The sequence below is a fragment of the Dyadobacter sp. CY312 genome (assembly GCF_021390535.1).
In the GTDB taxonomy this organism is placed as follows: Bacteria; Bacteroidota; Bacteroidia; order Cytophagales; family Spirosomataceae; genus Dyadobacter.
The window spans coordinates 421,226-436,701 of sequence record NZ_JAJUXG010000009.1 but is presented as its reverse complement, the minus strand read 5'-3'; the positions used below and the strand labels follow the sequence as shown (position 1 = coordinate 436,701).

Annotated in this window: 14 protein-coding genes; 12 read left to right on the top strand and 2 right to left on the bottom strand. The window is 43.1% G+C overall.

Going from position 1 to position 15,476, the window contains the following annotated elements; genetic code table 11:
* Positions 1-97 precede the first annotated feature (97 nt).
* Complete coding sequence (locus LZG71_RS14935) at positions 98-595, top strand: transposase (RefSeq protein ID WP_233821589.1); 498 nt, start codon at positions 98-100, stop codon at positions 593-595.
* A 200-nt stretch (positions 596-795) separates the two neighbouring features.
* On the opposite strand, the gene LZG71_RS14930 is transcribed toward LZG71_RS14935, so the two are convergent.
* A complete protein-coding gene (locus LZG71_RS14930) occupies positions 796-1,701 on the bottom strand; it encodes an AraC family transcriptional regulator (protein ID WP_233821587.1) in 906 nt (301 codons plus the stop codon).
* Between the two features lie 222 nt (positions 1,702-1,923).
* Here LZG71_RS14930 and LZG71_RS14925 point away from each other — a divergent pair, with 222 nt between their 5' ends.
* The 6 genes from LZG71_RS14925 to LZG71_RS14900 all read left to right on the top strand — a co-directional run bounded on the left by LZG71_RS14925 (position 1,924) and on the right by LZG71_RS14900 (position 7,569).
* Entirely contained in the window at positions 1,924-2,346 is a 423-nt protein-coding gene (locus LZG71_RS14925; RefSeq protein WP_233821607.1) for a nuclear transport factor 2 family protein, read from the top strand.
* A complete protein-coding gene (locus LZG71_RS14920; RefSeq protein ID WP_233821586.1) occupies positions 2,346-2,978 on the top strand; it encodes a flavodoxin in 633 nt (210 codons plus the stop codon). Before LZG71_RS14925 ends, LZG71_RS14920 begins: the two co-directional genes overlap by 1 nt.
* On the top strand, positions 2,975-3,694 hold the full coding sequence (locus tag LZG71_RS14915; RefSeq protein WP_233821584.1) for a carboxymuconolactone decarboxylase family protein: 720 nt from the start codon (positions 2,975-2,977) through the stop codon (positions 3,692-3,694). Before LZG71_RS14920 ends, LZG71_RS14915 begins: the two co-directional genes overlap by 4 nt.
* 295 nt (positions 3,695-3,989) lie before the next feature.
* Positions 3,990-4,469: a (2Fe-2S)-binding protein gene (locus LZG71_RS14910; protein ID WP_255713049.1), complete on the top strand. Its 480-nt coding sequence runs from the start codon at positions 3,990-3,992 to the stop codon at positions 4,467-4,469.
* A gap of 262 nt (positions 4,470-4,731) precedes the next feature.
* Positions 4,732-5,391, top strand: coding sequence for a hypothetical protein (locus LZG71_RS14905; RefSeq protein WP_233821582.1), 660 nt, complete (start codon positions 4,732-4,734; stop codon positions 5,389-5,391).
* 21 nt (positions 5,392-5,412) lie between these two features.
* The gene (locus LZG71_RS14900; RefSeq protein WP_233821580.1) at positions 5,413-7,569 is read left to right on the top strand and encodes a molybdopterin cofactor-binding domain-containing protein; all 2,157 of its coding nucleotides are present in this window, start codon (positions 5,413-5,415) and stop codon (positions 7,567-7,569) included.
* Between the two features lie 695 nt (positions 7,570-8,264).
* On the opposite strand, the gene LZG71_RS14895 is transcribed toward LZG71_RS14900, so the two are convergent.
* On the bottom strand, positions 8,265-9,236 hold the full coding sequence (locus LZG71_RS14895; RefSeq protein ID WP_233821578.1) for a phytanoyl-CoA dioxygenase family protein: 972 nt from the start codon (positions 9,234-9,236) through the stop codon (positions 8,265-8,267).
* Between the two features lie 157 nt (positions 9,237-9,393).
* Here LZG71_RS14895 and LZG71_RS14890 point away from each other — a divergent pair, with 157 nt between their 5' ends.
* The 5 genes from LZG71_RS14890 (at position 9,394) to LZG71_RS14870 (ending at position 15,472) form a co-directional block, all read left to right on the top strand.
* Positions 9,394-10,242: an AraC family transcriptional regulator gene (locus tag LZG71_RS14890; RefSeq protein WP_233821576.1), complete on the top strand. Its 849-nt coding sequence runs from the start codon at positions 9,394-9,396 to the stop codon at positions 10,240-10,242.
* A 643-nt stretch (positions 10,243-10,885) separates the two neighbouring features.
* The gene (locus tag LZG71_RS30610; RefSeq protein ID WP_233821574.1) at positions 10,886-11,605 is read left to right on the top strand and encodes an AraC family transcriptional regulator; all 720 of its coding nucleotides are present in this window, start codon (positions 10,886-10,888) and stop codon (positions 11,603-11,605) included.
* A gap of 256 nt (positions 11,606-11,861) precedes the next feature.
* Positions 11,862-12,560, top strand: a complete 699-nt coding sequence (locus LZG71_RS14880) for an SDR family oxidoreductase (protein ID WP_233821571.1) — start codon at positions 11,862-11,864, stop codon at positions 12,558-12,560.
* Positions 12,561-12,851: 291 nt separating this feature from the next.
* Positions 12,852-13,322, top strand: a complete 471-nt coding sequence (locus tag LZG71_RS14875) for a (2Fe-2S)-binding protein (protein ID WP_233821569.1) — start codon at positions 12,852-12,854, stop codon at positions 13,320-13,322.
* Positions 13,319-15,472: a xanthine dehydrogenase family protein molybdopterin-binding subunit gene (locus tag LZG71_RS14870; RefSeq protein WP_233821567.1), complete on the top strand. Its 2,154-nt coding sequence runs from the start codon at positions 13,319-13,321 to the stop codon at positions 15,470-15,472. The genes LZG71_RS14875 and LZG71_RS14870 overlap by 4 nt, the downstream gene beginning before the upstream one ends.
* Positions 15,473-15,476: the final 4 nt, after the last annotated feature.

The window sequence follows — 15,476 nt, the reverse complement described above, 5'->3', positions numbered from 1 at the left end:
TTAGAAGTCAGTTCAGAGGGGTTCGTAACGTTGAATTCTTCCTGTATCGTCTAACTCAGTTATATGCTTAATCCAAGTTGCTCCACAACATTTGGTCTTGATCCAAAGTGAAGCCATTAAAACTGCAAAAGCTGTTGGCAAGCCATACGATCCAGAATTACTGGAAAATGGTGATACCGTAAAACAGCTACTGGCCAGAAGCAGATATTTACTTTTTAAGCACAGAGATAAATGGACCAAATCTCAGATTACCAGAGCCAAATTGCTTTTCGAAAGATATCCTGCAATAAACCAAGCTTACAGTCTATCGCTAAAACTTGGCACGATTTTCCGGAATTATACCAGTAAGGCGCTTGCCTATAAGCCGTTGGCTTTCTGGTACAATGACGTGGAAAAATCTGGTTTAGAGTCGTTTAGAACTGTCGCTAAATCTATTGAGGCCCACTATGTAGAGATCTTGAATTTTTTCAACAATAGAAGTACCAATGCTTCGGCGGAGTCTTTCAACGCAAAGATAAAAGCGTTCCGTTCCACGTCCCGGGGTGTCAGGGATATTTCATTCTTCCTTTTTAGACTATCCAAACTCTACGCATGAAATCCAATTCAATTCCCCCCAAGAATTTGGCTTGATCCTAAAATTAGTCTGCGGAGCTTTTTGTCCCTTTGGAAAAATTGTAACGGAAGCTGAATTATTCTGTGCATTTACATAACAATGGCTAAATATCAGAATGGTGATCAGCATCAACTTTGATATCGTTATTTGATTTCTCATAGCTCAGATCAGGTGTTTTTCTTTCAATTCAAATCTTTAAGGATCCTGTATTCATTGGGTGACTGTCCGACGCGTTGTTTGAATAACCTGCTGAAATGTTGAGGATATTTAAAGCCCAGGTCAAAGGCTATTTCATTGATGGTTTTGTTGCCATCAAAAATTCGCTCTTTTGCTGCTTCAATAACCTTCATTTGAATGTCTTCCTGAGCAGATTGCCCGGTTTCCTTTTTAACAAGATCCCCAAAATATTTTGCCGATAAATTCAATTCGCCTGCGCAATACGCTACTGACGGTAATCCAATTGTTTGAGGTTTATCAGAAGTGAAGTATGTATTCAAAAGTTCTTCGAATCTAGCCAATACACCCTTATGAATGGTGTCGCGGGTGATAAACTGGCGGTCATAAAAGCGTACGCAGTAATCAAGAAATAACTCAATATTGGCTACAATGAGCTTTCTGCTGTGCTTGTCGATGGTCTGTTCCAATTCGTACTTGATTTTCCCAAGGCAATCCATCACAATCTCTGTTTCCCGCTTCGATAAATGCAATGCTTCATTTACCTGATACCCAAAAAATGAGTAGCCATTCATATTCGAATTTAGGGAAGTGCCGTGCAGCAGATCAGGATGAAATACCAAGGCGTGGCCTTTGGGTTGATACAGTTCACCGTCATTTTCTACCGTAAAAACCTGTCCCGGCGACATGAATACCAGTGTTCCTTCCTGATAATCATAATATTCCTTTCCATACTTAAGGTCACCGCAAACAGTCTCTTTTAGAAAAACTCCATAACATCCCATGTATTGACTGGCTTTCCGTCTCGGACTTGCTGTCGACAAATCGATTACGGTTACCAGCGGGTGCAAGGTTTCCTGCTGATTGAATACATTGTACTGGTTTACAGAGTCGAATCTGATTAATTCTTCCATGATCGTTTAGATTTAACTCATGCTAAATTACTGTTTCAGTGTGGTCTTTGGTAATCCGAAAAGACAAATCAGGAATATTGGTAGACAATACAGGAATCTGTATACCATCCGTGCGGGTAAAAGGGGGGAACTTTGCATAGTTTATAAATCTCAAAAACTATGCGGACTCAATTCTTTGTGAAATCATCTCTTAAAGCATTTATTCTGACGCTTTGTTTTTCAATGTTCAACGCTAACTTCTCTGTTGCGCAAAACGCTGGCGCTACTGAACAGCAGATCATCAAGCTCTCCAAAGACAAATGGCAGTGGATGGCCGACAAAAACGTTGACAAACTCGCTCAGCTTTTTGATGATAAATCAAAATTCGTTCACATGAGCGGAACCTGGAAAAAGGATGAAGAGCTCGAAATTATCAAAACCGGAAGTATCTGGTACAAAAAAGCGGATGTACACGATGTTGCAGTTGAGCTCTTTGATGACAATGCGATCATTTGGTCTCGCATTACGCTGTCAGCCATGGTTCGCGGAAATGAAGCAAATACAGAGTTTACAGTAACGGAAGTTTATAAAAAAGAAGGGAATGATTGGAAAATGCTGGCTCTTACTTTCAGCAGTGTGAGAGATACCCACGTAATCAAACATTAATGAAAACAACCCCATTCTTGACCCACCTGCTGCTGGCTTTTGTTTGTCTGATATCAGCCTGTTCGTCTACGCAAACCGAGCGCATCGATGCAGCTGTGCTAGCTGACATAGATCCGGGAAAAATTTTAATCTTGTATTTATCCCGAACGCAAAATACCAAGGCCGTTGCGGAAATGATACAGAGGAATGTTGGGGGCAAATTAGTCGCAATAGAACGGCAAAATCCATATCCGGAGAATTATCAGGCTACCGTTGCGAAGGTAGCAAGGGAAAATGAAACGGGTTTTCTGCCGCCTTTAAAAACAAAGATCGACAGCATTCAGAAATACGATGTGGTCTTTATAGGTTTCCCGACCTGGGGCATGCAGTTACCGCCACCGATGAAAAGTTTTTTGAAACAATACAACTTGAGTGGAAAAACCGTCATTCCATTTAACACAAACGGAGGTTACGGTATTGGCAGTACTTTCGAAACGGTAGCGCAATTGAGTCCGAATAGTACCATCCTCGAAGGCTACACAACCAGAGGCGGATTGGAAAGAGACGGACAGTTGCTGATGATTAAAGAGGAAAAGGCAAGGCAGACGGAGGCAGAGGTGAAGGCTTGGCTACAAAAACTTAAAATGATATGAAGCTGATCAAGGTATTATTATTCATTCTGACATTCATTTTCAATGAATTGATTGCTGGTGACAAAATGTTGGATACAGATGGTTTGGATGCCAAACAACAAAGCATTGTATCCATTTCAGCTTTTACAGCAAAAGGAGATTTGACAGGCTTGAAACTGGCACTGAACGATGGCTTGGCTGCTGGTCTTACCATCAATGAAATTAAAGAAGAGCTCATTCATTTGTCGGCCTACTGTGGTTTTCCGAGAAGCCTGAATGGAATTAATACATTCAGAGCCGTATTGGATGATCGTAAAATTAAAGGCGTCACTGATCCGGAAGGTCCGAAGCCACTAAAAGTAGCAGATAGCAATAAATACCAAACTGGTAAAAAAGTGCTGGAATCACTTACCGGAAGAGCCGAAACAGGACCGAAAACGGGCTACGCTGCATTTGTACCTGCAATAGATACCCTGTTAAAAGAACATCTTTTCAACGACCTCTTCACTCGTGGCATACTTGATTACAAGCAACGCGAACTCACAACGCTTTCTGCCCTGATCACATTAGGAGGAGTGGAGTCGCAATTGAGTGGACATTTGGGGATTTGTTTTAATCTAGGATTCAAAGCAAAGCAGCTCCGTCAGGTAATTTCTTTGATTGAAACCAAAATTGGGAAAACGGAGGCTGATGCAGGTAGGAAGGTTTTAGAGAAAGTGCTCGCTTCCAGAGACTAAGAAGCCGGGGCTAATAAGCTCGGCAGGTCTAAGTTCTCCTCTGAGAAGTGGGCTCTGTCAAATTCCCCTCCTTGGAGGGGTGCCCAAAGGGTGGGGTGGGTATAAATCAAACCAATCAGTAATCCCCTAATGATTTTGCGCTACCCTTATGTTTGATTTTCATACTTATCTGTTTGAATAACTTAAATTATTCAACCTGCCAAAACCTAAATTTGGATTATATTGAAATAGAAGTAGCTGCCTGAAATTCAGGCATAATTTTTGTGAACAACACATTCTTAAAACACTACTCATCATGGCGAAAATCACTTTAAATATTAACAAAAAAGAATACCCCTTGGAAGCTGATCCGCAGATGCCCTTGCTTTGGGCAATAAGAGATCTGGCTGGTCTGAAAGGTACCAAGTACGGCTGTGGCGTTGCTCAATGTGGCGCTTGTGTTGTTCATCTGAATGGCGAAGCTGTTCGCTCGTGCGTCACCAAAGTAAGCCGGGCAGTTGGCAAGCAGGTGGTCACCATCGAAGGTTTATCGGAAACGAATTCTCATCCCATACAAAAAGCATGGCAGGAAGTAGACGTGCCGCAATGCGGTTACTGCCATTCCGGACAGATCATGTCTGCGGTAGTTTTACTCCGCGAAAAACCAAATCCAACCGATCAGGACATAGACGATGCCATGGCGGGTAACATCTGCCGGTGTGGTACCTATCTGCGCATTCGTAAGGCGATACATGTAGCGGCGGAGGAGCAGAAGAAGCTGGCTCCGCAGGGGTAGGCATTACTTATAGTGATTTGACTTTAGACAAGTCGATAATTCTGACATTATTGCCCGCCCTTCGACTCCGCTCAGGGTGACAACGCCACGTCACTTTCATCAAGCCTTTAAAAATTAAGTTTGAGTTGCCCGGACGATTGTCAGATTGAGCGGAGTCGAAATCTGAGCCACAATCAAAGCTCTCCCAACCAACTTTTTAAACATTTTGGGTTGAATCAAAGGATTGTCACCCCCAAAACACTATTCACCATAACCTATCACCATGAAAAAAAATAAAAAAACTGAAAAGAAGAATATCTTCTCAGTTCAGGCAGCAACGGCACCGGTCGCCGCCCTCCTGTCCATGCTCATATTCATCGTCGCCGTGGGTGCGTCTGCATTCAGAAAGGACGATACGCCTGTGAAAGAAATCAAACTTAGCATGATTAACAGCGACAGTGTGGAATCTGTAAAAGCATTTGAAACGGTTTACAAAGTTTTGATGAGTCCGCGCTGTATGAACTGTCATCCGGCAGGGGATATCCCGTTGCAGGGTGACGACAGTCATTTGCATGCGATGGCGCCAAAACGTGGTGTCGATGGCAAAGGAGTGTACGCAATGAAATGTTCAAACTGTCATCAGGATACCAACACGCCTGGACTGCACACGCCTCCCGGAAACCCCGACTGGCATTTACCGCCAGCTGCTATGAAAATGGTTTTTCAGGGAAAGAGCGCACATGAGCTGGCTAAACAGCTGGTTGACAAAAAACAGAACGGAAACAAAGACACAAAAAAGCTGATAGAACATGCCGACGACGGTCTGGTGCTTGCTGGTTGGAACCCCGGCGAAGGAAGGACTTTGCCACCGGTGAGTCACGCTGAATTTAAAAAAGCATGGCTGACCTGGATCAAAAAAGGTGCTTATGCACCTAAAAAATAACACCACGCAACAGACAAAATCATGGACAATCAGACTGTATCAAGAAGAAATTTTCTGAAAACATCGGCTGTAACAGGTGCAGTGTTTTCGCTTGGCTTTTACTGGCCGAGCAATGCTAAATCTGCAAAGGTCATCAATACCGCCGATGCAAATAAATTTGGAGTTGAAATGAATTCCTGGGTGCACATTGATGCATCGGGTAAAGTCACCATTTTTGATCACCGTGCCGAAATGGGACAGGGATCTTACCAGGCCGTACCGCAGATCGTTGCCGAAGAACTGGAAGTGAATCTCAATGAAATTAACGTTGTATTTGCGCAGGGGGATGCGAAAAAATATGGAAACCAGGTTACCGGAGGAAGTTCTACGGTGCGTGGCTCATATAAAAACCTGTTGAAACTGAGTGCCACTGCACGTGAAATGTTGATTCAGGCGGCGGCAACCAAATGGAGCGTACCCAAACTGGAATGTTATGCCGAAGGAGGACACGTTTTTCACAAACCTTCCGGTAAAAAGTTTCACTACGGAGAGCTCGTTGAAGCGGCTTCAAAACTGGAAGCACCGAAAGATGTCGTCCTGAAAAAACGCTCGGAATACAAACTGATCGGCAAGCCATTGCGCCGTTTGGACACGCCGCTTAAAACCAATGGCGTTGCCGTTTTTGGACTGGATAAACAGATTCCCGGCATGATGTATGCGGCTGTTGAAAGAAACCCAAGACTAAGAGGTAAAGTAAAAAGCTTCGATGATACCGCGACGAGAAAGATCGTGGGTGTAAAGAATGTCTTCAAAGTGAAAATGGGTGTTTTCAATACCTATCGTGAAGGCGTTGCTGTTGTAGCGGATTCAACCTGGGCGGCTATTCAGGGGAAAAAAGCGCTGAAAGTGGAGTGGGACGATACCGGATTTGAACATCTGGATACTGAAACAATATACAAACGTCAGGCGGAAGCGCTGCAAACGCAGGAAGGTCTGGTATTTAAAAAGCAGGGTGAACCTACGGAGATCATCGCAAAAGCGGCGAAGAAAATTGACGTCACTTACGAGACGCCGTACCAATATCACGCTGCCATGGAGCCGCTCAACTGCGTTGCCCATTATCAGGATGACAAGCTCGAAATCTGGGGGCCAATTCAGGCGCCGGAGTGGGTGCAGGATTATATCAGCAAAGAAATGTCGATACCAAAAGAGAAAGTAACTGTGAATATGACTTTTCTTGGGGGAGGTTTTGGACGAAAAGCATTTATGGATTATCCGCATGAAGCGGCTGTGATCTCGAAGGAAATAAAAGCACCGGTGCAAGTAGTGTGGACCCGTGAGGATGATGCGACACAAGGACCATTTCGTCCCGGAATTACGTATCGATGTGAAGGCGTGATCAATAACGGTGAGATCGATGCCTTCAAGGTGAGGATGGCCGGACAGAATAATGATCACTGGCGTGGAGGCAAAAAAGACGTTGCCAACCGCAGTACTTCGGAAGGTTTTCTGAAACCATACACCGAGTCAATTAAAAACCTGGCGATCATGGATGTGCCATTTGAAACGCCGATCCCGACCATGTGGTGGCGGTCTGTGTACGCGTCCACAAACGGTTTTGCTTATGAAAGTTTTCTGGACGAACTGGCGCAGGAAGCTGGAAAAGATCCTCTGGAATTCAGAAGGGCGTATTTGAAAGAGGAGCGTTTACAAACATTGATTGATAAAGTTGAGCAGGTTTCCGGCTGGAAGAACAGGGCAAGGGGTGCAGGCTATGGTGTGGCGATTACGGAGTGTTTTGCCAGCACGGTGGCGCAGGTTGTGAAAGTTTCAAAAGCGCCGGGAGGCGGCGTGAAAATAGATCAGGTTTGGGCAGTGATGGATTGCGGCTGGTATGTAAATCCAGATACGATCAAAGCACAGATTGAAGGCTCCATTGTAATGGCGCTGGGTGCAGCCACCATTCACGAGGTCAAATTCAAAGATGGTAAGGCGGTTGACAACAATTTCAGTACCTATCAAATGCCACGCATCACTGATATTCCATCCATCGAAATCCACATTATGGACAACGACGAAGACGCCGGTGGAGTAGGAGAGCCCGGTTTACCACCCTTCGCCCCTGCACTTACGAATGCGATTTTTGATTTGACTGGGAAGAGGATTCGGAAGCTGCCGTTTAGTTTGATAGGGGTTTAGGGGGTTGGTTTGTTGGTTTATATAGTTTTCGTTGTTAAAAGGGTCGTTTCTTGCAGGGATGGCTCTTTTTGCAAATTATAATGTCCGATTTTTGAGGTCCAATAAGTCAAGGTAAGACCTATTACCGAGTGCGTGGGCTGGTCGAAAAAGCGGGGTGCGGGCATGGTATGAGCATGGAAGCATTTTTTCGACTTGATTTTTTTGTTACTTTTTGTATTAAGACAAAAAGTAAGGGAACTGGAAGCAAATTGTTATCACTCTTTCATAGTCATGCCGAACCATCTACACGTTGTTTGACTTAATGATAGAGAAATCGGTAAGCCGGTAGCGAAGTCACACAAGTTTTAACAAAATTACCAGCCACTTAACTATGTACCTATTTTAAGGTAAACGAAACGGACCGGCATATCGAGTTTGGCAACGTCATCCACTTCATGAGCAATGGAATTAGCCTCTCGCCCAGAAGCTCATCACTGGTCATCCGCTGAATTCTAGGAATCTGCTAAGGATGAGTTTGGTATTTTGACGCATTATGATGAGCGTTTTTAAACGCCGTTTCCCAATAAGTCCTGGCACTGGCAATGGTTTGAGAACTAAGGAGGCGAATGACACCATCGCACCTCCTTAGTCCTACTACTGGAATTCGATTATCTGGTTAAGCGTTTGATCGTTAATTATTCAACCCATTTTTAGTTTCACCACTTATCAAGTCCCAACAATTTTCGGCCAAGCGTTGAAAGTTCTGCTGTTTGATATTTAGTTTTTTCAAAATTCCTTGGATCACCGGGGAACGCATATCCTTCCGGCGCTACCCTGTCTCTCCATGAAGTGATCCGCCATTGGCGCAGCGCCTCATCTTCTTCCTGCGCGGGCATCATGGCAATATATTGCGCAATTCGAACTTTGTCTTTGCTGCGGTTAGCACGAATGCCATGAGGTTGCGAACTATTGAATATGAGCAAATCGCCTGCATTCATTTTAACTTTAACAGGCTCAAAACCAGTAGTGTCCGGTTTGAAATGATTGCGATCTTCCGGTTGAGTCAATTTCCAGGTATCGTATGTGCGGAACAATTCCGGGATGCATTGAAAGCCTCCCATATTCTCGTCGTCTTGATCGGCCAGCGCAAGTACGCCCTGTACATTTTGAGGCTTCGTTTCCGGATCGTAGTCCCAGTGAATGAATCCTTTGTATTCAAAACCCGGCCGAAGCGGAAAATTCAGATTGGCGCGATCTATCGTCACCCACAACTTTTCCGTACCCCATATATCTGTAAAAGCCTGATGTATCTTTGGAAACTGGCGATTGTTCCACAACTCCTGGTGATTATAAACTTCAACCATGCCCGTGTTCGTAAGCTCTTTCATTTGCATTTCCGCACGTGGCACCGTGTACCATGTTTCCGAATCATTCGGATCTTTCTCCTCAAACTCCCATAAAAATTCAGCCGTCCTTTTAGCCATTTCTTTGGGCACAGCCTCCTTTATCACGACATATCCGTTGGTGATCCAGAAATCCCACTGCTCCTCCGTCAAAAGTTGTAAAGGTTTTCCATTGCTACGGTCGTTCAGCCTCACTGTGCTCGACTTGGCAGTGGATGGGTTGCCGGGAATATCCGTATGGGCATTATCGGGGATCATAGTCGGAGCCATTGTATGAGTTTTCATATTTTTGATATTTTATCGTTATTTAATAGGACAAATTTACAGTTCAGCATCTCCTCGGACTACCTTTGAGATAACCACTATTTGCTCTGCATTGACAACTTTACTAATTTGAATATCATTTTATGCAAATTCAGCATAATACATCATCGTCATAACCATGAAAATCATACGGGAAGAGATAGAACCCAATCAAGGCAGCTCCTTCAATGTGTTGTTAACTCCTGGGCTGTACGATACCTTTCTATGGCATTTTCATCCTGAATATGAGATCGTTTACGTGGAAGGGACGAGCGGTACGCGCCATGTCGGCGACCACATCTCGGTGTATGAAGGAAGCGATTTGGTTTTTATTGGTCCAAATATCCCACACCTCAACTTCGACTATGGGGTAAGAACTGAATGTGAACAGGTAATTATTCAAATGAAGGAGTACTTTTTGGGAAAAGAATTTCTGAATATTCCGGAGTTTTCAGCGATCAGAAGCCTGTTTGAAAAATCACATTATGGCTTGTCATTTTCGGGAGCGACGAAACAACTGGTTGGCGAGAAATTAAAGAAACTTCCCGAACTGGATCAATTCGACCGGCTTTTGTCGCTTATTCAGATATTGAGAATCCTTGCCAATTCGGAGCATATGCAGGTATTGAATACCAAGCCGGCAGCTAATAAGTCATTTGAACGGGAGCAGCAACGTATGGATTTGATATACAGATATGTAGAGCATCGCTTTGACCAATCGCCTGATGTGAATGAGGTGGCCCGGGAAGTTAACCTGACGACCGCCGCTTTTTGTCGCTTTTTCAAAAAGAATTCTAAAATGACTTTCACCGATTTCGTGAATCAATATCGCATCAATCAGGCTAAAAATTATCTTTTACAAGACAAAACAGTTTCTGAATCCTGTTTTGCGGTAGGCTTCGAAAGTCTTTCGTATTTCAATAAATTGTTCAAAAGTTTAGTCGGGGAAAATCCTTCTGAGTTTAAAAAGAGACATTTTAGGGGTTAATACGGTCTTTTGGGCGGTTAGGTTTTAGTTTGCCAACAAGGTCGATCTATGTTATGTAATAATAGCTAAGTGATTCACTACTAGGGTGTCAAACAAGATATACATGGGTAAAAAGTAGAAGTCCCAAAGATTTTTTTATGATCTCATGAAACCATTACGACCTGATTGTGTTAAAAGCGAGCCAAAGAGTTCAGTATATGGTATCTAATGAGCACATAGAAAGTAAGTTTAGAAACTCCCGTCGGTTGGCAGGTGCCAATGGAGGTGAATAGATTGTAATTTTGAACGGGGTCTACCAGGCGGGTACCATATAAGACTGGAATCCAAGCATTAGCAGTATTGGGAGGCATTTATTCCAAGAGTGATATACTTTGAACCCGGCTAATTATCTGGATTTTTACATAGAATTTTACAACAGATACTATGGTCATCTGATGGGAATTCACATTTACTACTATATTTGACAAAGTTGCTATGGAAATCAAAGGAACGTATAACAAGGAGTATAGTTGAAGTAGTAGTGCAATCAGACATAATACTAGAAAACCACATGATAAGTCCTGTTTTTGAAGTTTACAAACTAATAGATTACCTGAACAAATCTATTCCCTGTTACAGAAGGGAATTCTATAAAATATGTATTGTGGAATCTGATAGCAAAATTCAATTTGTAAACGATTCACATCTATTGGACAAACCGGCGCTTTTATTTGCCAATCCGATGACTCCCTATGACTGGGAGGGAATTTGCTCAGTTCGATCAGGGTATATCTGTATCTTCAACCTGGAATTTTTAGAAAATAGTGACCTTCTAAAAGACGCATCCATGGCGTTATTAGCAATGAATGGCGTTTACTATCCGGATCAAAATCAATTTGATGTCATCTCAGCACTTTTTGAAAAGATGTTGAGCGAACAAGGTTTAGGAGCTCACATAAAAAGTAAATTGCTTCCCATGTATGTGAAAATGATACTTATGGAAACCTCCGAAATGCCTACCGAGACCGTTTGGAGTCAGCCTATTGAATCTTCCTCTAGACTAACATCATTATTTTTAGAGCTTTTAAATGAGCAATTTTACAACAGTGATAAAGATCTGGATATTGTAAAAATGCCGAGTGAGTTTGCCGATAAACTTCACATACACACCAATCATCTAAATAGCTCTGTTCAAGCTACATTGGGTAAAGCAACAACCGTAGTGATACAAGAAAAAATAGTCCATGAAGCTAAGAAGAAGTTGAAGAACACCAACTGGACAATTTCAGAAATTTCCTCTTTTCTTGGATTTGATTATCCAAATAGTTTTACCAAATTCTTCAAAAAGCATACTGGTGTTGCCCCTCAATTCTACAGGCGATAAATCTTTGATTTGGATACATAATGCTGTTGAAAGGATAGTCCCTTGCCACAATTAATCTTCTAATTTTACCGTCGCTTCGTGCAGCTAGCTTTATTTATCATGATGTAAATGATAATGTGATGCTACTGTATTGATAGTGTGTTTGAAATTATTGACCGATAGATGTGCGCTGGCGGATCTAATCGTTGTATGTGGCTTCCATAAATACCAAATTGGTCAATGCTCTGTTTCAAATAATTGACAAACAAATACTTATATGGAAATTAAGAACGCAAGAATCTTGATCACCGGTGGAGCTACCGGGATGGGCTATGAAATGGCAAAAATGTTTAAAGAGAAGGGAGCTGAGGTGCTTATATGCGGTCGTACAGACAAAACAGTACAAGAAGCAGCAAAAGAGTTGAGCATTTTAGGGTTTACTGCGGACGTTGCCAATGAAAAAGATGTCGATAGCCTATTCAAGTTTATTGAGGAAAAATGGAATGGTCTTGATGTGTTAATTAATAATGCAGGGATCGGGTATTTCAGTGAACTGGTTTCAACTACTACAGAGGATTTTACCCGTGTCTGGGATATCAATGTAAAAGGAGCATTTATGGTGGGTAGAGAGGCTGCCAAAATTTTCGTTCGTCAGGACAAAGGAAATATTATCAATATCGGTTCAACAGCCAGCTTGTACGGATTTGCAAATGGCTCTGCTTATGTGGCCAGTAAGTTTGCATTAAAGGGAATGACTGAATGTTGGAGGGCTGAACTTCGAAAACATAATGTGAGAGTAATGCAGATAAACCCGAGTGAGGTTGTTACCGATTTCGGAGAAAAGTCGGGTTATGGCTCAGATAAAAACGGAAAGAAATTAACAGCATCCGAAATTGCGCACGTTGCGCTGTCTATGTTGGCAATGGATGATGTAGGATTCATCACCGATGCTACTGTTTGGGCTACCAATCCGTAATGAAAACTGTACACTAGATGAGCTCACAGCTTGTGCCATTCTGACAAAGTTTAAGTTCTGTTTCAAGCTATTAAAATATATATGCATTACGTGGGCTATTTCACAAAAGTTAAAATCGCCCATTTTTGAAAGCGTACAACTCCCTTTATTATTTGGCGACGAGAATGTAAAATGGGCTTTTAAGGTCCGATAGATATCCCCTTTCTCACTATTTTTTAATGTTAAGAACCAAGATACTAGTTTCGGAAAAGTGAAATTAACTAATAAACAAGCCATTATCTTTCAACAACTATGACTGTATTAAATGTAAATGAAAAGGCATACGAGATTGATGCATCGAAAGATATGCCACTACTCTGGGCACTAAGAGATTTGCTTGGACTGACAGGCACTAAGTTTGGATGCGGGGTGGCGCAATGCGGTGCTTGCACTGTACACCTTGACGGCGAGGCCGTACGTTCATGTGTGACCAAGATTGAAAGGGCGGTAGGAAAGCGTATCACGACAATTGAAGGACTTTCCCCTGATAGTGACCATCCACTTCAAAAGGCATGGATTGAATTTGATGTACCTCAGTGCGGCTACTGTCAATCCGGTCAAATCATGTCAGCGGCCGTGTTACTAAGGGAAAATCCTACGCCAACAGATCAGGATATTGACGATGCTATGGCTGGTAATATTTGTAGATGTGGTACTTACCTCAGGATAAGAGCCGCGATTCATCAAGCAGCAAAAATGCAAAGGGAGGGCAAAAAATCATGAACAGACGTAATTTTATTCAATCCGGTGCTTTATTCGCTGGCGGATTGCTAATCTCTTTTAAAATACCAACAGCTAAAAAAATGGCTGCTTTGGGTGAGGCTAAGGCAGGGGTTCCATTTTCTCCAAATGCTTTCCTGAACATCGGAACAGATAATTCCATCACGGTCGTTCTCAGTCACGTTGAGATGGGTCAGGGTATTTGGACCACGCTTCCCATGTTAATAGCAGAAGAACTCGACGTTAGTCTTGATCAGATTACGGTAAAGCATGGTGGTGCAGACAAAATCTTCGATCATACGCTTTATGGTGTACAAATCACCGGAGGTTCAAGCACTACCTGGTCTGAGTTTGACCGTTACCGTAATGCAGGTGCGACTGCACGAACGCTCTTGACTCAGGCAGCATCCAAACGCTCAGGCATTCCTATCCAGGATTGTAAAACCGAGAATGGTACTGTTACTGCTGGTGAAAGGAAATTCACCTATGGTGAGCTGGCTGCTGATGCTGCACTTTTACCAGTACCTGAAAATATTCCCTTACGCAATAAAGCTGATTGGAAGTACATTGGTAAAAGTATCAAGCGTCTGGATGCAAAGGTAAAAACCAATGGCGAGGCAATTTTCGGCATGGATATTCAATTTCCCGGCCTGTTAACAGCAATAGTGGTACATCCGCCTGTGTTTGGTGGCAAGGTTAAGTCCTTCAATGACAGTAATTCCAAAGCCGTAAGTGGTGTAAGGCAGGTGGTAAAAATACCAACGGGCATTGCCATCATTGCAGATCATTATTATGCAGCGCAACAGGGTAAAAAGGCTTTACAGGTTATATGGGAAAGTAGTTCAAATGCCGGACTATCAACAATCAAACAAACCGCAGCCTACAAAAAACTGGCAGCCACCAATGGCCAGACAGTACAAGAAAAAGGTGATGCAGGAGCGGGGCTCTTGAAATCAGTCAAAACACTGAAAGCGGAATATGTGTTTCCATATTTGGCCCATGCACCTATGGAGCCGTTAAACTGCACGGTCAAATTAGAAAAAGACAGTTGCGAGATCTGGACAGGCACACAAATACCCACCACTGACCAGGCAGCAGCAGCTAAAATATTGGGCCTGGCCCCTGAAAAGATAAAGATCAATGTTCCATTTTTAGGTGGTGGATTTGGCAGAAGGGCTACACCTACATCTGATTTTGTTTCCGAAGCAGTACACATTGCCAAAGCTTGCGGCAAACCTGTAAAATTGGTTTGGAGCCGTGAGGATGATATAAGAGGCGGTTTTTACCGACCTTTTGTTGTCCATAATGTAACCACAGGCCTGGACCAGAACGGAATGCCAACCGCCTGGAAGCATAACATTGTGGGGCAATCCATTATGAAGGGTGCTGCCAATGTATTGGGAGAGCTGAAAACCCCGATTGACGACACCTCAGTTGAAGGCGTTAAAGGCTCACCATATCTGACTAGCATCCCGGATCATTTTGTGGGATTGCATACTACCAAAGAATTGATACCTGTGCTTTGGTTCCGTTCAGTTGGGTATACCCATACTGCTTACGTAATGGAAACCATGATGGATGAACTTGCCCACAATGCCGGGAGTGATCCGGTTGAGTACAGGCGGGGCTTCTTTAAAGAGCATCCGCGACACTTAGCAGCGCTGGATCTCGTTGCCGAAAAGGGCAATTGGAAAGAAGCATTGCCCGCAGGCAGGTTTAAAGGGGTAGCAGTGGCTGAGTCATTTGGCAGTTATGTGGCCTCCATAGCAGAAGTAAGTATCTCGAACGGTCAGGTAAAAGTACATAAGATCGATTGTGCTATTGATTGCGGATTAGCAGTTAATCCGGAAGGTGTTAAAGCACAGGTTGAAAGTGGGATCATCTTTGGCCTGACAATGGCGCTTTATGGTGAAATTTCCATAAAGGACGGAAAAGTACAGCAAAATAACTTTTATGACTACAAGATTGGCCGTATACATGAGTCTCCTGAAATAAATGTGTACATCGTTGACAGTGATGACAAAATGGGCGGAGTCGGAGAATGTTCTGTTCCGCCAACTGCTCCCGCCATTGCCAATGCCATTTTTGCTGCAACTGGAAAACGGGTATACAATCTGCCGTTAATGAATCATCAACTTTTAGCAAAAAAATAAAAAG